The sequence below is a fragment of the Pseudomonas sp. ITEM 17296 genome, from assembly GCF_028895205.1.
GTDB lineage: Bacteria > Pseudomonadota > Gammaproteobacteria > Pseudomonadales > Pseudomonadaceae > Aquipseudomonas > Aquipseudomonas kermanshahensis.
Window position 1 is genome coordinate 303,305 of record NZ_WJRS01000005.1, and the last position, 16,701, is coordinate 320,005.

Consider the following 16,701-nt stretch of genomic DNA (forward strand, 5'->3'; position numbering starts at 1 on the left):
CGCACGCGCTGCTGCGGGGTGGGCAACCAGGGCTGGGTCGTCGTCCGCGACCAGGCCCCGATACCAAAGACTGTTATCCCTGAATGTTTTGCGTAAGGAGAAAGCTATGTTGATTCTGACTCGCCGGTGCGCCGAGAGCCTGATCATTGGAGACGGCGAGATCACCGTGACGGTGCTTGGCGTCAAAGGCAACCAGGTGCGTATTGGCGTCAGCGCCCCGAAAGAAGTGGCTGTGCACCGCGAGGAAATCTACCTGCGGATCAAGAAAGAGAAGGACGAGGAGCCAAGCCTTTAATTCTTTTGAAGTTTTTTTCAAAAAAAGGGTTGCAAAGGTGAAAGAGGTTCTTTAATATTCGCCTCGTGTTGCGGTGAGGTGGCCGAGTGGCCGAAGGCGCTCCCCTGCTAAGGGAGTATACCTCATAAGGGTATCGGGGGTTCGAATCCCCCCTTCACCGCCATTATTCGCTTAGGCCGCTGTAAACAGTAAGAACGCTAAGTAGTTGAAATTAAACGAAAAAAGTTCTTGCAAAAATGTTTCAGCGACCTATAATGCGCGGCAAGACACGGACTCATAGCTCAGCTGGATAGAGTACTCGGCTACGAACCGAGCGGTCGCAGGTTCGAATCCTGCTGAGTCCGCCACTTTTGAAGTGGCTTTGCTTACAAGGCTACTTCAAACAACCAGTGGTAATCTGGTCTAAAACTACCAACCACGGACTCATAGCTCAGCTGGATAGAGTACTCGGCTACGAACCGAGCGGTCGCAGGTTCGAATCCTGCTGAGTCCGCCACTTTTGAAGTGGCTCTGCTTGCAAAGACGCTTCAACAAGCCAGTGGTAATCTGGCCTAAAAATACCGACCACGGACTCATAGCTCAGCTGGATAGAGTACTCGGCTACGAACCGAGCGGTCGCAGGTTCGAATCCTGCTGAGTCCGCCATACAATCAAGAAGCCCGCTCAAATGAGCGGGCTTTTTGTTTTCTCCCGTTCACTGTTTCTCAGTGATGCCCGCTAGACTGCACATAAACCGGCCCGATAATCTTTTGCGCGGCATCTGTGTTTTTTCTTTTGCTTGCGCCGTCGCACACATAGCTTCGAGCGTTGTCCTAGCTTTATCTCGCAAACGATTGTTCTGGCCAAAAATTTAAGCGATCTGACAGCTTAGGCAGTGTATGATTGCGCCCGTCAGCCCCGCCGGGGCTTGTGGAATACCACCATGGACTTACCCAGTAGTTACTCCTTAACAAGATTCATACAGAAAGATCTGACCGATTGATTCCCCCGGCGTGCTCCGCTGCTGGGAGTGGAGTTCGCCTATGACTGAAGTAGAAGTAAAGAAAGCGCAAGAGAGCCTGCAGGATCGCCTGGCTCAGGTGGTTGAACTGCTGCAGCGCCAGCGCGTCGTCGAAGACCTCACCCACCGCCAGGAGGGTGCTCATCACGACCTGGTCGAAAACCTCGTCCACCGCCAGAACCTCGTTGAGCTGCAGCGCAAGCTCGATGACCTGCACCCCGCCGACGTCGCCTACATCCTCGAAGCATTGCCCCTGGAAGACCGCCTGACGGTCTGGCAGCTGGTGCGCTCGGACCGCGACGGCGACATCCTGCTTGAAGTATCCGATTCGGTTCGCCAATCGCTGATCGCCGACATGGACGATCACGAACTGCTCGCCGCTGCCAAGGAAATGGACGCCGACGAGCTGGCCGACCTGGCACCCGAGCTGCCGCGCGACGTCGTTCACGAGTTGATGGAAACCCTCGATGCCCAGCAACGCGAACGTGTGCGTTCGGCGCTGAGCTACGACGAGGAGCAGGTCGGTGCGTTGATGGACTTCGAGATGGTCACCATCCGCGAAGACGTCAGCCTCGAAGTCGTATTGCGTTACCTGCGCCGCCTGAAAGAGCTGCCGAACCACACCGACAAACTGTTCGTGGTCGACTATGACGGCATTCTCAAGGGCGTGCTGCCCATCAAGCGCCTGCTGGTCAACGACCCGGACAAGAAGGTGGCAGAGGTCATGGCGACTGACCCTGTGTCCTTCCACCCCGAGGAAGATGCCTACGACGCGGCTCAAGCCTTTGAGCGTTACGACTTGGTATCCGCCCCGGTGGTGGACAAGAGCGATCGCCTGATCGGCCGTCTGACCATTGACGAAATGGTCGACCTGATTCGTGAAGAGAGCGAGAGCGAAGTGCTGAACATGGCCGGCCTGCGCGAAGAAGAAGACATCTTCGCCTCGGTCTGGCGTTCGCTGCGCAACCGTTGGGCGTGGCTGGCCATCAACCTGATTACTGCATTCCTGGCTTCGCGGGTGATCGGCCTGTTCGAGGGGTCGATCGAGAAGCTGGTGGCACTGGCCGCCTTGATGCCAATCGTGGCAGGTATCGGTGGCAACTCTGGCAATCAGACCATCACCATGATCGTGCGTGCGATGGCGCTGGACCAGGTGTCGCCGGGCAATACCAGCCGCCTGATGCGCAAGGAGCTGGCCGTATCGTTGCTCAACGGCTTGATCTGGGGTGGCGTGATCGGTGCGGTGGCGTTCTGGCTGTATGGCAGTTGGTCGTTGGGCCTGGTGATGACCGCGGCAATGACCTTGAACCTGCTGTTGGCAGCGTTGATGGGGGTGTTGATCCCGATGACCCTGACACGCCTGGGGCGCGATCCGGCGATGGGCTCCAGCGTGATGATCACGGCAGTGACCGACAGCGGCGGGTTCTTCATCTTCCTGGGCTTGGCGACGCTGTTCCTGCTCTAATTCGTGGGGGCCAGCCCATGGCCTGTAGGAGCAGCCTTGTGCTGCGAAGAGGCCCTGATAGCAGCCAACATTCATGGCGTTGTCACTGGCCTCTTCGCAGCGCAAGGCTGCTCCTACAGGCGATTGCTAATGATGTGACGAACAATAAAAAAGCCAGCTTACGCTGGCTTTTTTGTGTTCGCTGGCAACCTTCAGGAAGCGTCGGCGGCCATTTCTACATCGTGAGCGATGAGGGCGACCAGAGCGTTCTGCTGGCGGTGGGACAGTTGGCGGAAGCGTTGCAGCAACTCGCGCTCATGCAGGGACAGTTCAGGGCTGTCCAGGCGCATGCTCAGCTCGTCACCCAACGCGCCTTCCTGGATAAGGCTCTGTTCCAGGCGCGCGATGATCTCGGAGTTCATGCTGCGGTGATGGTTGCGCGCTACCTCGGCAATGCGCTCACGCATCCCATCTGGCAGGCGGACGACAAACTTGTCAGCGGTGCGGCTGGAGTAAATAGCCTGTTTCATTGGGCGCATATAAATTGACCGGATTTACTGGTTCAGGGGACGCGGTTCTCAAATTGGCCGCACGGGGTGGAAATACGACCGTGGCGACAACAAAATGTTCAACCCTCGTGGAAAATTGGATGCTCATCTTGCCTCATGGTCGCCGTTTCCTTGGCGTCAATTCTGTGACAAATAGTGAGCCCGGTAAAGGCTTTCTGCCAGTACCAATTATCAGAAATGAGCACTGGTTTGAAAAGTTTTACATGCTCCGACTTGTCCCGCCGTCAGTCTTCTGCCGTCAAAAACTGGTAAAACGCAGCAAAAGGCCAAGAAAACTCCTAGAATGCGCGGGTTTCCTTCCATAGAGCATAGTGGCTATGCAACATGACGCAAGCGCACGGCGATCAGCGACAGGCCGCCTGATATTTCTGATAGGACCGTCGGGTTCAGGGAAAGATTCCCTGATCGATGCCGCGCGCGAGCAACTCACTGCTGCCGGGGTAAAAATTGCTCGCCGCATCATCACGCGCTCGGCCGAAGCCAAGGGCGAAGCAGCCCAAGGCGTCACTGCCCAACAGTTCGAAGCGATGCGTGCGCAGGGTGCCTTTGCCATGCATTGGCAAGCCAATGGGCTGAACTACGGGATCGCGCAGCACGTTGATCAATGGCTGGAAGCGGGCAGCGCGGTGCTGGTGAACGGCTCTCGTGCCTATCTGGCTGAAGCGCGGCGGCGGTACCCAGATCTTCTGGCAGTGCTCATTGATGTGAAGCCCCAGGTATTGCGCCAGCGCTTGCTGGCCAGAGGCAGGGAAACCCCGGACGAGATCGAACAGCGGTTGGCGCGTAATGCGGGGCTGCAAGCCTTCGATGACCCTGCTGTGCATGTGCTGGACAATTCCACTACGCTCGAGGCAGCGGTTACCGGGTTGTTCAAACTGCTTCATGATGAAGGCGTGATTCCGTACCTGGACTAACCAGCCACGGAACCGCAGAAAAGGATTACGTGAAAAAGGCCTGTTGCAGCATGACAAACGGCAGCATGCTGGTTAACATGCTGGCCGTCCAACCGTGCAGTGTTCACTGCCCGGTTCTTGCGTCTCAGTAGCTCAATTGGATAGAGCATCCCCCTCCTAAGGGGAAGGTTGCAGGTTCAATTCCTGCCTGGGACGCCATTCTTCAAAACGATCCCACACCTTCATCGCCCTCCGACGCTTTTGTCGGCAGACGTGCGCGCGCTTTGCCTACAGCCCCCAGTGCTTCAATGCCCACAGCGCGCCCATGCCCACGCCCAGCGTCAACAGCGTGCTGCGCGTACGCCAGGCCACTAGGCCCGCCAGTATCGCGGCGGGAATTTGCGGGTTCATCCAGTCGAAGTCGGCGTGCCGGTCAGGGAACACCACGGCCGGCAGCACCAGTGCAGCCAGCACGCTGGCTGGCACATAGGCCAACGCGCGGCGAAACAGCGGCGGGATGCGCAGCACGGTGTAGAACTCGATGAACGACAACCGGACCGCGAAGGTGCCCAGGCCGATCAGCAGGAAGGTAATCCACTGGCTCATTTCGCTCATCATGCGTCCTGCTCGATGTGTTCATCCGCCACGGGCTGTACGGGTTTTGTTTTCTGCAGGTTCTCGAGGGTCAAGCCGGCGATGATCCCACCCAATGCACCCGCCAACAGGCCCAGGTTATAAGGCAGGTCGACCGCCAGCACCGCGAGCAGCCCGCCGGTCAGCGCGGCGCCGAGCGTCGCCCGGTTACGGATGCTGGGGATCAGCAGCGCCAGGAACGACAAAGGGATGGCAAAGCCCAGCGACCAGTCTTCGGGGATACCCGCGCCCAGGTACATGCCGGCAAGCACCGAAAGGTTCCAGCCAAACCACATGGTAATCGCCGTGCCAGCGTAGTAGTGAAAGGCGAAGCGCCCGAGCTCGCCTGAAGACATCTTCAATGAGCACAAGGCAAAGGATTGGTCGGAAAGCAGGTAGGCCATCGGCCATTTGTGGCGCCATGGCAGGTGGCTCAGGTGCGGGGCGAGGCTGGCGCTGTACATCAGGAAGCGAAGGTTGATCACCAGCGCCGTGACTACCATCGTCACCGGCAGGGCGCCGCTTTGCATCAATTGCATCACTACCATCTGCGCGGAGCCTGAATAGAACAGCAGCGTCATGCCGATGGCATCGGCGGGCGACAGGCCCATGCCGATGGCGGTGACCCCCGTGATCAAACCAAAGGGTACGACCCCGGAGGTCAATGGCAGGACGCTGTGGGCGCCCTGTCTGAACGCTTGGGTCGCGCTGGGGTACGGCATTTGAATTCCTTGACGGTGTACGGGAGGGGGATGCTCGCTCCCAAGGTAATGCGCGTGAAAGTTGCCCGCAATGGCTGCGTGTTCAAGGTGTCGCCCCCTGCCAGAGGAAGGGGGCATTGCTCAACGATGGATCAGCGCGGTCAATCTATGTTGTTGGCCGCGGACCAATCGGCGTACCAGGTGCGGAACAACGCGTACTGCTGTTCGGCATAGCGGCGTTGGGCGTCGCTCAATGCATCGCTTTCGTTGAAGTGCAGGGCGTATTCCTGGTCGCCATTGAGCACCATCAGGTGCTTGTAGTACAGGACCAGGTCGCAGCCTTCATCGAACGACGACAGCACGGCCAGGGCCGCTTCCAGCTCGCCGGCCAGCCGGCGCGCTTTTGCATCGCCTTTGGCTGCGCGTTTGGCCAGCGCGACCAGGTGCAGCACTTCGCGCGGCAGGGCATTGCCGATGCCGGTGATGGCGCCGGTGGCATTGCAGTTGACGAAACCGTGCACCACCTGGGTATCGACGCCCACCATCAAGGTCACGTCGTCATCTTTGGAGGTGATGAATTCTGCGGCATAGCGCAGGTCGGCACCGCCGCCGAATTCCTTGAAGCCGATCAGGTTCGGGTGTTCGCGGCGCAGGTCGAAAAACAGGTCGGCGCGGGTCGCGAAACCATAGTACGGGCTGTTGTAGATCACCGCCGGCAGCTGAGGGGCAGCGTCGAGAATGGCCTTGAAGTGGGCCTTTTGGGCTACCGCGGAGGCGCCGCGGGACAGCACGCGGGGGATCACCATCAAGCCCTGGGCGCCGACTTTGGCGGCATGGGCGGCATGGGCCACGGCTTCGCGGGAATTGACCGCGCCGGTGCCAACGATGGTCGGGATGCCGGCGGCGACCAGGCGGGCCACGCCTTCCTGGCGCTCGGCCTCGGTCAGCAGCGGCCAGTCGCCCATCGAGCCGCAATACACCACGGCGCTCATGCCGGCGTCTATCAGCTCGCGGCCTTTGCGTACCAGCGCGTCGAAGTCCGGTTTGCGGTCCGGGGTGCACGGGGTCATCAGTGCGGGGATGGTGCCGGTGAAGATGTTGCTCATGGTCATTACCTCGAGAGTTGTCGTTCTTGTTGGTCGGTCAGCGCTTGGCAGTGCGCGCCACGGACTCTTCGTCCACCGCCCGCAGTGATTTGCCGCGTGTCTCCCTGGCGCCGGCGACGGCAATGATCGAGATCACGGCGGAGGCCACCAGGTACCAGGCGATCGGTGTGGAACTGTTGTATTCCTTGAGCAGGGTCACTGCGATCAGCGGGGCCAGCGAACCGGCGAGGATTGGCGCGACCTGGTAGCACAGCGACAGGGCGGTGTAGCGCACATGGGTGGGGAACAGCTCGGCCATCAGGGCGGAGTAGGGCGCGTAGGTCATCGACTCGATGGCCAGGCCCAGGGTGATGGCGGCCATGATCAGCCAGTTGTTGCCGGTGTCCATCATCGGGAAGCCGATGAACCCCCAGAAGGCGGTGAGCACGGCGCCGATCAGGTACACAGGCTTGCGCCCGATGATGTCCGAGAGGTAGCCCATGAACGGGATCATGAAGAAGTGCAGCAGGTGAGCGCCAAACATCAGCAGCAGGATCTGTGACGTGTCCTTGTGCACCACCAGCTTCAGGTAGGTGATGGAGAAGGTGACGACGATGTAGTACAGAATGTTTTCGGCAAACCGTGCACCAATGCCGATCAGCACCTCGCGCCAGTATTTGGTGACCACCTCGACCACGCCCAGTTGCTGGCTTTCCATCAACTGCTGGCGGGCCTGGGCTTCTTTGAAGATGGGCGCATCGTCGACCCGGGTACGGATCCAGTAGCCAATCAGCACGACCACGGCCGAGAACCAGAACGCAACGCGCCAGCCCCAGTCCAGGAACTGCGCTTCGGTCAGGTTGGTGGAGAGCAGCAGGAGGATGACCGTGGCAATCAGGTTGCCTGCTGGCACGCCGGCTTGCGGCCAGCTGGCCCAGAAGCCGCGGCGGTTGTCCGGGCTGTGTTCGGACACCAGCAATACCGCGCCGCCCCATTCACCGCCAAAGGCAAAGCCCTGGATCAACCTCAGTACCACCAGCAAGATGGGGGCGGCGTAGCCGATGCGTTCGAAGGTGGGCAAGCAGCCCATCAGGAAGGTAGTCACCCCGACGACGATCAGGCTGATCTGCAGCAGGTGCTTGCGGCCGACCTTGTCGCCGTAGTGGCCAAACACCAAGCCGCCGATGGGGCGTGCGAGAAAGCCCACGGCGTAAAGGGCGAAAGCCGCGATGATGCCGTCCATCGCACTGCCGGTCTGGCGGAAGAACAGCTGGCCGAACACCAAGGCCGATGCTGTGCCATAGAGAAAGAACTCGTACCACTCGGCAACAGCGCCCGCCATCGCGGCTGCCACCACACGTTTGATGCCCGCAGGCGCCTTGTCTGCTGTGTTCACGGCATTCACTGATGCCGCCGTTGAGGGTGTGGCCATCGTTTTGCACTCCGATACGTATTATTGGAAGAAGGAGTAGGCAGTTCGGCATCGATTGGGTGCCGTGCATTCCTTATATGGTATTTCGTATACGATATCTAGATAAGCAAAAACGAAGCCAAACAGGCCGGTCTCGGTATGGCGTGTAGGAGCAGCCTTGTGCTGCGAAGAGGCCGGTGCTGTCGGCGGAGATTTACGGGGCTATTACGGGCCTCTTCGCAGCACAAGGCTGCTCCTACAAAGGGCGCGCGGTGGGTGAGTGAGTCAGTTATGGGGCAGGTGATCGTAAAGGCTTTGGCACACACCATTGATGTGCGCTTCGATCAGCCGAGCGGCCAGCTCCACATCCCGCGCACGGCAGGCGGCGACGATATCGCGATGCTCGTGATCGGCCCGGTCCTTGCCCGCCGACAAACTCATCTGCATACGCAAATACCGTTCGACCTTGTCATGGATGGAGCGAATCAGGCCGATCAGGTAGGGGCGTTTCGCAGGCTCGTACAAACAAGCGTGCAACGCCCAGTTGAGGTCGGCCCAACGGCCGATGTCATCCTCGCCGATGAACTCTGCGCAGATGGCTTCGGCACGGGCAAAATGCTCTTCGGTCATGTTGGGGACCGCCAGGCGGATCGCCTTCACTTCCAGTAGCACCCTTACCTCGAACATTTGCGCCAGTTCCGGCTCCGAGATGCGCGTGACCAGTGCGCCGCGGTTACGATGAAAGTCCACTAGGCCTTCCGCTTCAAGGCGTTTCAAGGCTTCACGCACAGGAATCTTGCTGACATTGAAGGCTTGCGCCACTTCGTCCTGGCGCACGGGTTCGCCTTCGGCGAGCTGGCCTGAAATGATCGCCTCACGCAGGTGCTTGGCGATGATTTCGGACATTGAAGGGGTTGCCCCCAGGTTGGTGGCTTTGAACGACGGCAGCGGCACAGGATTTTCCAGCAGGTGGGCATTGCGGATATCTTATACGAAACCCAGGGCTATCCAAATCACGCGCCGCCGCGGCCTCACACCTGCCTGGCTGCCAGTTCCTCATCTTCCGATGCGGCGACCTGCTCCTCGATCTTCGCTTGTACCTTTTGGTGCATGTCCTCTTTCATGCGCTGGGCGATCAGTTCGTCGACCTTTGCCTTCATCTCCGGCGGCAAGGCATCGTACTCCTCTGGCGTCATGCCGATCTCACGCAGTAATTTTTCCTTCATCATCTCGCCAGGCGACTTGGCCATGTACTCCCGAAACGCTTGCAGGGCGCTGCTGGTCGCCTCTGTTTCAGCACCGGTTTGCTGGCGCGCAGCGGCCTCAGGGTTTTGCAGCGCTACCTTGAGTTTGGCAAAGGCTTCTTCGCGTGCATCCTCGGCGTTTTGCTGTGAGGTATTGCTTTGATTGTGCTGTTGCGCTGCGGCGTTGCCGGTAGCCACTGGCGCGCGCAGTTGCGCGGCCTGGGCAACGGCCTGTTCATCAGTGACGCGCTGGGGTTGGTGAGCGGTGGGCTGCCAGCTGACGCCGTTGTGGGCGATTATCATGTTTCCTCCTTGGAAATCTTATTGGCAGGCATTACGCGCAAAAGCCATGCCAGCACTGAACAGGCGCAAAATAGGGCTTTGGGCCTATTCCGGTTACTTCCCGCTGGGCATATGCTTGCCCGTCAGAGGCATTGCCTTGCCGCATGCGGCAACCATCAATACTGTCGGCAGCCCCTTGAACGGAGCGCAGTTGCTGGGCATCAGGGAGAGCGTCCATGAGTCAGGAAACCATGCCGGCACCCGCCGGTTTCAGTGAGCAGCAGCTGCAGACCTTGTTCGAGTTGGTCAGTGACGGCATCTGGGACTGGAATGCCAACACCGGCTACGTCTACCGCAACCCAGGCTGGTACGCCATGCTTGGCTATGCCAGCCATTCCATGGCCAACTCGGTGCTCACCTGGGAAAGCGTGATTCACCCGGAGGACTACCCGCGGGTCATGGCGCATTTCGAGGCCTACATCAATCACCGCAACGAGCGCTACCTGATCGAGTACCGCTGCCGCTGCCAGGATGGCAGCTACCTGTGGATCGAAGACAGCGGCTACATCATCGCCCGCAACGACGACGGCTCGGTGGCCCGCATGCTTGGCGCCCACCGCAATATCGATGCCGGCAAGCGGCGGGTGGCCCAGCTTGAGCAGCAGAACCTGTCGCTGGAAACCCTGGTGGCCGAGCGCACCCGCGAGCTGTCCTGGGTCAATCAGCAATTGCAGCGTCAGCTGGATGAAAACCGCGAGCTGGCCGAGCGCGATGCACTGACCCGCATCGCCAATCGGTACCGGCTGGAAAAGGTGTTGCAGCAAGAGTGCGAGCGCGCCCAGCGCTTCCGCCAGCCCTTGTCGCTGATTGCCATGGACGTGGATGACTTCAAGCCGATCAACGACCACTACGGCCATGCCCGTGGCGATGCGGCGTTGGTGCAGGTGGCCGACAACCTGCGCACCTGCCTGCGCGAGCATGACCTGCTGGCGCGCTGGGGCGGTGACGAGTTCGTGATCGTGCTGCCGCAGACGGCGCTGGACGATGCGCTTGAAGTGGCCGCACGGTTGCGTCAGGTAATGGAGCAGGTGGAGCCGGTTGGCGAGTGTTGCCTGACCATGAGCTATGGGGTGGTGCAGTGGCAGGAGGGTGAAGACCCGGATGATTTGTTGGCCCGTGCCGACAAGGCCCTGTATCGCGCCAAGGGTGCGGGCAAGAATGCGATAGCTGAGTGAGCTGACGATGCGTGAATTGGGGCCGCTGCGCAGCCCATCGCAGGCAAGCCAGCTCCTACAAGGATCGCGCCATTCCCAAGGTCTACGCTGTACCTGTAGGAGCTGGCTTGTCGGTGCGCCGAACCGCTGCGATGGGCTGCGCAGCGGCCCCTTTGGCCGCCACAGGTCCCGCTGAGCGAAAGAAAAAAGACCCGCGGCGCCTTGCGGCGCAGCGGGCCAAATCGGCCTCAGCCGCTTCAGTGTCAGATATGCAAGGCGTGGCCCAGTGCGCGCAACGCAGCTTCCTGTACCGCTTCACCCAGCGTCGGGTGGGCGTGGATGGTACCGGCGATGTCCTCAAGGCAAGCGCCCATTTCCAGCGATTGTGCAAACGCCGTGGACAGTTCCGAGACCGCCACGCCAACCGCCTGCCAACCCAAGATCAGGTGATTGTCGCGCCGCGCCACCACGCGAACGAAGCCGGCTTTCGACTCAAGGCTCATGGCCCGCCCATTGGCCGCGAACGGGAACTGCGCCACGATGCAGTCCAGGTCTTGTTGGCTGGCTTGCTCCGGTGTCTTGCCGACCACCACGATTTCCGGGTCGGTGAAGCACACCGCGGCGATCGCATTCGGCTCGAAGCGCCGTGCCTTGCCGGCAATGATCTCGGCAACCATCTCGCCCTGGGCCATGGCCCGGTGTGCGAGCATCGGTTCACCCGCCACGTCGCCGATGGCCCAGACATTGCGCATGCTGGTCTGGCAGCGTTCGTCGATGGCGATGGCGGCGCCGTTCATCTTCAGTTCCAGCGATTCAAGGTTGAAGCCATGAGTACGCGGGCGCCGGCCCACAGCCACCAGCACCCGGTCGGCCTCCAGGCGCAGTTGCTGGCCCTGGCCGTCACGGGCCAGCAGGCAACCGTTCTCGTATCCCTCGACGTTATGGCCCAGGTGCACGGCGATGCCCAGCTTCTTCAGCGCCTCGGCCACTGGGGCGGTTAGTTCGCTGTCGTAGGTCGGCAGGATGCGCTCGCGCGCTTCCACCACGCTCACCTGCGCGCCCAGCTTGCGGTAGGCGATACCCAGCTCCAGGCCGATATAACCACCGCCCACCACAACCAGATGCTGCGGCAAGGTTTCGGGTGCCAGCGCTTCGGTCGAGGAAATGATCGGCCCGCCCAGCGGCAGCATCGGCAGTTCGACGCTGTTGGAACCTGTGGCCAGCAACAGGTGCTCGCACTGGATGCGTTGGCCGTCGACGTCGACATGCTTGCCGTCGAGGACCTTCGCCCAGCCATGGATCACCTTGACCCCGTGCTTTTTCAGCAAGGCAGCCACCCCGGTGGTCAGGCGGTCGACGATGCCGTCTTTCCAGGCCACGCTGCGGGTGATGTCCAGGCGCGGTGAGCTGACACTGATGCCCAGTGCCGATGGCTCGGTGTAGCGCGAAGTCTGGTGGAACTGCTCGGCGACATGAATCAACGCCTTGGACGGAATGCAGCCAACGTTGAGGCAAGTGCCGCCCAACGCCTGGCCTTCCACCAGCACGGTGGGAATACCCAGTTGCCCGGCGCGGATGGCGGCCACATAGCCGCCAGGGCCGCCGCCGATGATCAGCAGGGTGGTTTCGATAGTCTGTTGCATGCTCACTCCACGAACAGGCAGGCGGGTTGCTCAAGCAGGCCACGCACGGCCTGGATGAACAGCGCAGCATCCATGCCGTCGACCACCCGGTGGTCGAACGAGCTGGACAGGTTCATCATCTTGCGTATGACGATCTGGCCGTCGATCACCATCGGCCGCTCGACCATGCGGTTGACGCCGACGATCGCCACTTCCGGGGTGTTGACCACCGGGGTACTGACGATGCCGCCCAACGCGCCGAGGCTGGTCAGGGTGATGGTCGAGCCGGACAGTTCCTCGCGGCTGGCCTTGTTGCTGCGCGCGGCGGTCGCCAAACGGCCGATCTCGCTGGCATTGCCCCACAGGCTGCCGGCTTCGGCATGGCGCAGTACCGGTACCATCAGGCCATTGTCGCCTTGGGTGGCGATGCCCACATGCACCGCGCCATGGCGGGTGATGACTTGCGCTTCGTCGTCATAGGTGGCGTTGATCTGCGGGAAGTCGCGCAGGGCCACTACCAACGCGCGGACCAAAAACGGCAGCAGGGTCAGCTTGCCGCGGCTGTCGCCGTGCTTCTGGTTGAGCTGCTGGCGCAGGGCTTCCAGGGCCGTGACGTCGATCTCTTCGACGTAGCTGAAATGCGCGACCCGGCGCTTGGCGTCCTGCATGCGCTGGGCGATTTTGCGGCGCAGGCCGATGACTTGCACCTGCTCGCTGTCGGTACGCTTGGCGTAGCCACTGGGCGCTTGCCCGGCGGCGGTCTGTGGCTTGCTCATGAAGGCATCGAGGTCTTCGTGAAGGATGCGCCCGGCTGGGCCGCTGCCATGCACGTAGCGCAGCTCGATGCCGGTATCCAGTGCACGCTTACGCACAGCCGGGGAGGCCAGCGGCTTGTCGCCCGCCTGGCGCGGCACGATGGGCGCGGCTGTGGCGGTGGCTGCAGCCTGGCAGGCCGGCGCTGCGACTGCGGCACGCGCTGGCGGTGTGTTGGCTACTGGTGCGGCCACTGGCTCGACGGGCTTGGCTTCAGCGGGCTTGCCCTGCGGCGCGTCGACATGGTTGCCGCTACCTTCCACTTCGATGCGGATCAGCTCGCTGCCGACCGCCATCACTTCACCCGGCTGGCCACCCAGGGCCAATACCTTGCCGCTGACCGGCGAAGGGATTTCCACGGTCGCCTTGTCGGTCATGACATCGGCCACCACCTGGTCTTCGGCGATCACGTCGCCGACCTTGACGAACCACTCGACCAACTCGACTTGCGCGATGCCTTCGCCAATGTCCGGCATCTTGATGACGTGCGTGCCCATTCAGACCTCCATGACCCGTTTCAATGCCGCACCTACCCGCGAAGGCCCTGGGAAGTAAGCCCATTCCTGTGCGTGAGGGTAGGGGGTGTCCCAACCGGTGACGCGCTCGATCGGCGCTTCGAGGTGATGGAAGCAGTGCTCCTGAACCAGCGCCACCAGCTCGGCACCGAAACCGCAGGTACGGGTAGCCTCGTGCACCACCACGCAACGGCCGGTCTTTTTCACCGACTCGACGATGGTCTCCAGGTCTAGCGGCCACAGGCTGCGCAGGTCGATGACTTCGGCATCGACGCCGGTTTCTTCGGCAGCCACTTGGGCCACGTAGACCGTGGTGCCATACGTCAGCACGGTAACGTCGCTGCCGGGGCGGGTGATTGCCGCCTTGTCCAGCGGCACGGTGTAATAGCCATCCGGTACGGCGCTGTGCGGGTGCTTGGACCACGGCGTCACAGGGCGGTCGTGGTGGCCGTCGAACGGGCCGTTGTAGAGGCGTTTTGGCTCAAGGAAGATGACCGGGTCGTCGCATTCGATCGAGGCGATCAGCAGGCCCTTGGCGTCATAGGGGTTGGACGGCATGACGGTGCGCAGCCCGCACACCTGGGTGAACATCGCTTCGGGGCTCTGGCTGTGCGTTTGGCCGCCATAGATGCCGCCACCGCAGGGCATGCGCAGGGTCAGCGGGGAGATGAACTCGCCGGCCGAGCGATAGCGCAGGCGGGCCATTTCCGACACGATCTGGTCGGAGGCCGGGTAGAAGTAGTCGGCAAACTGGATTTCCACCACCGGGCGCAGGCCGTAGGCGCCCATGCCCACGGCAGTGCCGACGATGCCGCTTTCCGAGATCGGGGCGTCGAACACGCGCGACTTGCCGTACTTGGTCTGCAAGCCTTCGGTGCAGCGGAACACGCCACCGAAGTAGCCGACGTCCTGGCCGTAGATCACGACATTGTCGTCACGCTCGAGCATGATATCCATGGCCGAGCGCAGGGCCTGGATCATGGTCATGGTAGTGGTGGCCATGGCGGTTTCCGGGTTGATGCTGTTGTTATGGTCGTTCATCTCAAACCCCCAGTTCCTGGCGTTGACGGCGCAGGTGTTCGGGCATTTCCTTGTACACGTCCTCGAACATCGAGGCCGCGCTCGGGATATGGCCGTTGGCCAGGGTGCCGTACTGTTCAGCTTCCTTCTGCGCGGCGATGACCGCAGCCTCGAACTCGGCGGTGACCGCCTGGTGTTCTTCCTCGGACCAGTGGCCGATCTTGATCAGGTGCTGCTTCAGGCGGGCGATCGGGTCGCCCAGCGGGAAGTGGCTCCAGTCATCGGCAGGGCGGTACTTGGACGGGTCGTCGGAGGTGGAGTGCGGGCCGGCACGGTAGGTGACCCATTCGATCAGGCACGGGCCCAGGCCACGGCGGGCGCGTTCGGCGGCCCAGCGCGAGGCCGCGTACACAGCGACGAAGTCGTTGCCGTCGACGCGCAGGGAGGCGATACCGCAGCCCACGCCACGGCCGGCGAAGGTGGTCGATTCACCGCCAGCAATGGCTTGGAAGGTGGAGATCGCCCACTGGTTGTTGACCACGTTGAGGATCACCGGCGCGCGGTACACGTGGGCAAAGGTCAGGGCGGTGTGGAAGTCCGACTCGGCGGTAGCGCCGTCGCCGATCCAGGCTGAGGCGATCTTGGTATCGCCCTTGATCGCCGAGGCCATGGCCCAGCCGACCGCCTGCACGAATTGGGTCGCCAGGTTGCCGCTGATGGTGAAGAAGCCGGCCTCGCGTACCGAATACATGATCGGCAGCTGGCGCCCCTTGAGCGGGTCGCGCTCGTTGGACAGCAACTGGCAGATCATCTCCACCAGCGACACGTCGCGGGCCATCAGGATGCTCTGCTGGCGGTAGGTGGGGAAGCACATGTCGGTGCGGTTCAGGGCCAGGGCCTGGGCGCTGCCGATGGCTTCCTCGCCCAGGCTCTGCATGTAGAAGGACATCTTTTTCTGGCGCTGGGCAACCACCATGCGGCTGTCGAAGATGCGCGTCTTGAGCATGGCGCGCATGCCTTGGCGCAGCACCTGCGGGTCGATGTCTTCGGCCCATGGGCCGAGGGCGTCACCGTGCGCGTCCAACACGCGGATCAGGCTGTTGGACAGCTCTGCGGTGTCGGCAGCGTCGACGTCGATGGACGGTTTGCGGACAACACCTGCATCGTTCAGACGCAGGTAGGAAAAATCGGTCTGGCAGCCTGGCCGGCCGGTGGGCTCGGGCACATGCAAACGCAGGGGGGCGTACTCGTTCATGCTTTTTACGCTCGCTCGAATGTTGTTTTTGTGAGCTCTGAAGCGGCCGCCGCTGAGTACCGGCTTGTGACTGGTAAGTCAGCGTCACCTACATCTTAGTGGCACGGCAGGAGAATTTTTCTCTCAAGTTGGTTGCCTTTGCTGACGGGCGCAGATAAACATTCCGCATAAACACAAAAAACCGGTGAATTTGTCTCATGCGCAAACTCGATCGTACCGATATCGGTATTCTCAACAGCCTTCAGGAAAACGCCCGCATCACCAACGCGGAGCTGGCGCGCTCGGTGAACCTGTCGCCCACCCCCTGTTTTAATCGGGTCAAGGCCATGGAAGAGCTGGGGGTGATCCGCCAGCAGGTGACCTTGTTGTCGCCGGAGGCGTTGGGGCTGGACGTGAATGTGTTCATCCATGTGAGCCTGGAAAAACAGGTCGAGCAGTCGCTGCACCGCTTTGAGGAAGAGATCGCCGAGCGCCCCGAGGTGATGGAGTGCTACCTGATGACGGGCGACCCGGATTACCTGCTGCGGGTGCTGCTGCCCAGTATTCAAGCGCTGGAGCGCTTTCTCGATTACCTGACGCGGTTGCCGGGCGTGGCGAATATCCGGTCGAGTTTTGCCTTGAAGCAGGTGCGCTATAAAACGGCGCTGCCATTGCCAGCGAATGGGATGACCCTGCGCGAATAAGGGAAGCGGAATTACACACACC

General features: G+C 61.3%; 16 protein-coding genes and 5 tRNA genes. 10 read left to right on the top strand and 11 right to left on the bottom strand.

Annotated elements, in window-relative coordinates; translation table 11 throughout:
* Positions 1-106 precede the first annotated feature (106 nt).
* The 6 genes from csrA (at position 107) to mgtE (ending at position 2,760) form a co-directional block, all read left to right on the top strand.
* Positions 107-295 (top strand): carbon storage regulator CsrA, encoded by a 189-nt coding sequence (csrA, locus tag GIB19_RS08835; protein WP_003254503.1) that lies wholly within the window; start codon positions 107-109, stop codon positions 293-295.
* 72 nt (positions 296-367) lie between these two features.
* A tRNA-Ser gene (locus tag GIB19_RS08840) sits at positions 368-458 on the top strand.
* Positions 459-565: 107 nt separating this feature from the next.
* Positions 566-642: transfer RNA gene (locus tag GIB19_RS08845), tRNA-Arg, on the top strand.
* 72 nt (positions 643-714) lie between these two features.
* Positions 715-791, top strand: a tRNA-Arg gene (locus GIB19_RS08850).
* 72 nt (positions 792-863) lie between these two features.
* Positions 864-940, top strand: a tRNA-Arg gene (locus tag GIB19_RS08855).
* Positions 941-1,317: 377 nt separating this feature from the next.
* On the top strand, positions 1,318-2,760 hold the full coding sequence (mgtE, locus tag GIB19_RS08860; RefSeq protein ID WP_027593075.1) for a magnesium transporter: 1,443 nt from the start codon (positions 1,318-1,320) through the stop codon (positions 2,758-2,760).
* A gap of 191 nt (positions 2,761-2,951) precedes the next feature.
* Here the strand turns inward: mgtE and GIB19_RS08865 are convergent, their stop codons facing one another.
* Positions 2,952-3,278 (bottom strand): Arc family DNA-binding protein, encoded by a 327-nt coding sequence (locus GIB19_RS08865; protein WP_003254499.1) that lies wholly within the window; start codon positions 3,276-3,278, stop codon positions 2,952-2,954.
* Between the two features lie 347 nt (positions 3,279-3,625).
* On the opposite strand from GIB19_RS08865, the gene phnN reads away from it, so the two are divergent.
* Together phnN and GIB19_RS08875 are read left to right on the top strand one after the other, a co-directional pair.
* A complete protein-coding gene (gene phnN, locus GIB19_RS08870) occupies positions 3,626-4,222 on the top strand; it encodes a phosphonate metabolism protein/1,5-bisphosphokinase (PRPP-forming) PhnN (RefSeq protein ID WP_274885231.1) in 597 nt (198 codons plus the stop codon).
* Positions 4,223-4,343: 121 nt separating this feature from the next.
* Positions 4,344-4,420: transfer RNA gene (locus GIB19_RS08875), tRNA-Arg, on the top strand.
* A 69-nt stretch (positions 4,421-4,489) separates the two neighbouring features.
* On the opposite strand, the gene GIB19_RS08880 is transcribed toward GIB19_RS08875, so the two are convergent.
* The 6 genes from GIB19_RS08880 to GIB19_RS08905 form a co-directional block, all read right to left on the bottom strand.
* Positions 4,490-4,816 carry an AzlD domain-containing protein gene (locus tag GIB19_RS08880; protein WP_099430121.1) on the bottom strand — a complete coding sequence of 109 codons (327 nt, stop codon included), beginning with the start codon at positions 4,814-4,816 and terminating at the stop codon, positions 4,490-4,492.
* On the bottom strand, positions 4,816-5,556 hold the full coding sequence (locus GIB19_RS08885) for an AzlC family ABC transporter permease (protein ID WP_274885232.1): 741 nt from the start codon (positions 5,554-5,556) through the stop codon (positions 4,816-4,818). The genes GIB19_RS08880 and GIB19_RS08885 overlap by 1 nt, the downstream gene beginning before the upstream one ends.
* 140 nt (positions 5,557-5,696) lie before the next feature.
* The gene (locus tag GIB19_RS08890; protein WP_420876197.1) at positions 5,697-6,641 is read right to left on the bottom strand and encodes a dihydrodipicolinate synthase family protein; all 945 of its coding nucleotides are present in this window, start codon (positions 6,639-6,641) and stop codon (positions 5,697-5,699) included.
* A gap of 37 nt (positions 6,642-6,678) precedes the next feature.
* Positions 6,679-8,052 (bottom strand): fosfomycin efflux MFS transporter AbaF, encoded by a 1,374-nt coding sequence (gene abaF, locus GIB19_RS08895; RefSeq protein ID WP_099430119.1) that lies wholly within the window; start codon positions 8,050-8,052, stop codon positions 6,679-6,681.
* A 264-nt stretch (positions 8,053-8,316) separates the two neighbouring features.
* On the bottom strand, positions 8,317-8,937 hold the full coding sequence (locus GIB19_RS08900) for a GntR family transcriptional regulator (RefSeq protein WP_274885234.1): 621 nt from the start codon (positions 8,935-8,937) through the stop codon (positions 8,317-8,319).
* A 125-nt stretch (positions 8,938-9,062) separates the two neighbouring features.
* Positions 9,063-9,578: a hypothetical protein gene (locus GIB19_RS08905; protein WP_274885235.1), complete on the bottom strand. Its 516-nt coding sequence runs from the start codon at positions 9,576-9,578 to the stop codon at positions 9,063-9,065.
* 215 nt (positions 9,579-9,793) lie between these two features.
* On the opposite strand from GIB19_RS08905, the gene GIB19_RS08910 reads away from it, so the two are divergent.
* Positions 9,794-10,792, top strand: coding sequence for a sensor domain-containing diguanylate cyclase (locus GIB19_RS08910; RefSeq protein WP_274885236.1), 999 nt, complete (start codon positions 9,794-9,796; stop codon positions 10,790-10,792).
* A 242-nt stretch (positions 10,793-11,034) separates the two neighbouring features.
* Here GIB19_RS08910 and lpdA read toward each other — a convergent pair whose 3' ends face one another.
* The 4 genes from lpdA to GIB19_RS08930 are packed head-to-tail and all read right to left on the bottom strand — an operon-like array spanning position 11,035 to position 15,996.
* A complete protein-coding gene (lpdA, locus tag GIB19_RS08915) occupies positions 11,035-12,414 on the bottom strand; it encodes a dihydrolipoyl dehydrogenase (protein ID WP_274885238.1) in 1,380 nt (459 codons plus the stop codon).
* Positions 12,415-12,416: 2 nt separating this feature from the next.
* Positions 12,417-13,703 (bottom strand): dihydrolipoamide acetyltransferase family protein, encoded by a 1,287-nt coding sequence (locus tag GIB19_RS08920; protein ID WP_274885239.1) that lies wholly within the window; start codon positions 13,701-13,703, stop codon positions 12,417-12,419.
* Positions 13,704-14,762, bottom strand: a complete 1,059-nt coding sequence (locus tag GIB19_RS08925) for an alpha-ketoacid dehydrogenase subunit beta (RefSeq protein ID WP_027593065.1) — start codon at positions 14,760-14,762, stop codon at positions 13,704-13,706.
* Between the two features lies 1 nt (position 14,763).
* The gene (locus GIB19_RS08930; protein ID WP_027593064.1) at positions 14,764-15,996 is read right to left on the bottom strand and encodes a 3-methyl-2-oxobutanoate dehydrogenase (2-methylpropanoyl-transferring) subunit alpha; all 1,233 of its coding nucleotides are present in this window, start codon (positions 15,994-15,996) and stop codon (positions 14,764-14,766) included.
* Positions 15,997-16,193: 197 nt separating this feature from the next.
* Between GIB19_RS08930 and bkdR the strand changes: the two genes are divergently transcribed.
* A complete protein-coding gene (gene bkdR, locus GIB19_RS08935; protein ID WP_027593063.1) occupies positions 16,194-16,679 on the top strand; it encodes a Bkd operon transcriptional regulator BkdR in 486 nt (161 codons plus the stop codon).
* The last annotated feature ends 22 nt before the right edge of the window (positions 16,680-16,701 follow it).

Bases quoted from the DNA above. Each gene is read 5' to 3' on its own strand.
- csrA (WP_003254503.1), top strand. From the start codon at position 107: ATGTTGATTCTGACTCGCCGGTGCGCCGAGAGCCTGATCATTGGAGAC.
- mgtE (WP_027593075.1), top strand. From the start codon at position 1,318: ATGACTGAAGTAGAAGTAAAGAAAGCGCAAGAGAGCCTGCAGGATCGC.
- GIB19_RS08865 (WP_003254499.1), bottom strand. From the start codon at position 3,278: ATGCGCCCAATGAAACAGGCTATTTACTCCAGCCGCACCGCTGACAAG.
- phnN (WP_274885231.1), top strand. From the start codon at position 3,626: ATGCAACATGACGCAAGCGCACGGCGATCAGCGACAGGCCGCCTGATA.
- GIB19_RS08880 (WP_099430121.1), bottom strand. From the start codon at position 4,816: ATGAGCGAAATGAGCCAGTGGATTACCTTCCTGCTGATCGGCCTGGGC.
- GIB19_RS08885 (WP_274885232.1), bottom strand. From the start codon at position 5,556: ATGCCGTACCCCAGCGCGACCCAAGCGTTCAGACAGGGCGCCCACAGC.
- GIB19_RS08890 (WP_420876197.1), bottom strand. From the start codon at position 6,641: ATGAGCAACATCTTCACCGGCACCATCCCCGCACTGATGACCCCGTGC.
- abaF (WP_099430119.1), bottom strand. From the start codon at position 8,052: ATGGCCACACCCTCAACGGCGGCATCAGTGAATGCCGTGAACACAGCA.
- GIB19_RS08900 (WP_274885234.1), bottom strand. From the start codon at position 8,937: ATGTCCGAAATCATCGCCAAGCACCTGCGTGAGGCGATCATTTCAGGC.
- GIB19_RS08905 (WP_274885235.1), bottom strand. From the start codon at position 9,578: ATGATAATCGCCCACAACGGCGTCAGCTGGCAGCCCACCGCTCACCAA.
- GIB19_RS08910 (WP_274885236.1), top strand. From the start codon at position 9,794: ATGAGTCAGGAAACCATGCCGGCACCCGCCGGTTTCAGTGAGCAGCAG.
- lpdA (WP_274885238.1), bottom strand. From the start codon at position 12,414: ATGCAACAGACTATCGAAACCACCCTGCTGATCATCGGCGGCGGCCCT.
- GIB19_RS08920 (WP_274885239.1), bottom strand. From the start codon at position 13,703: ATGGGCACGCACGTCATCAAGATGCCGGACATTGGCGAAGGCATCGCG.
- GIB19_RS08925 (WP_027593065.1), bottom strand. From the start codon at position 14,762: ATGAACGACCATAACAACAGCATCAACCCGGAAACCGCCATGGCCACC.
- GIB19_RS08930 (WP_027593064.1), bottom strand. From the start codon at position 15,996: ATGAACGAGTACGCCCCCCTGCGTTTGCATGTGCCCGAGCCCACCGGC.
- bkdR (WP_027593063.1), top strand. From the start codon at position 16,194: ATGCGCAAACTCGATCGTACCGATATCGGTATTCTCAACAGCCTTCAG.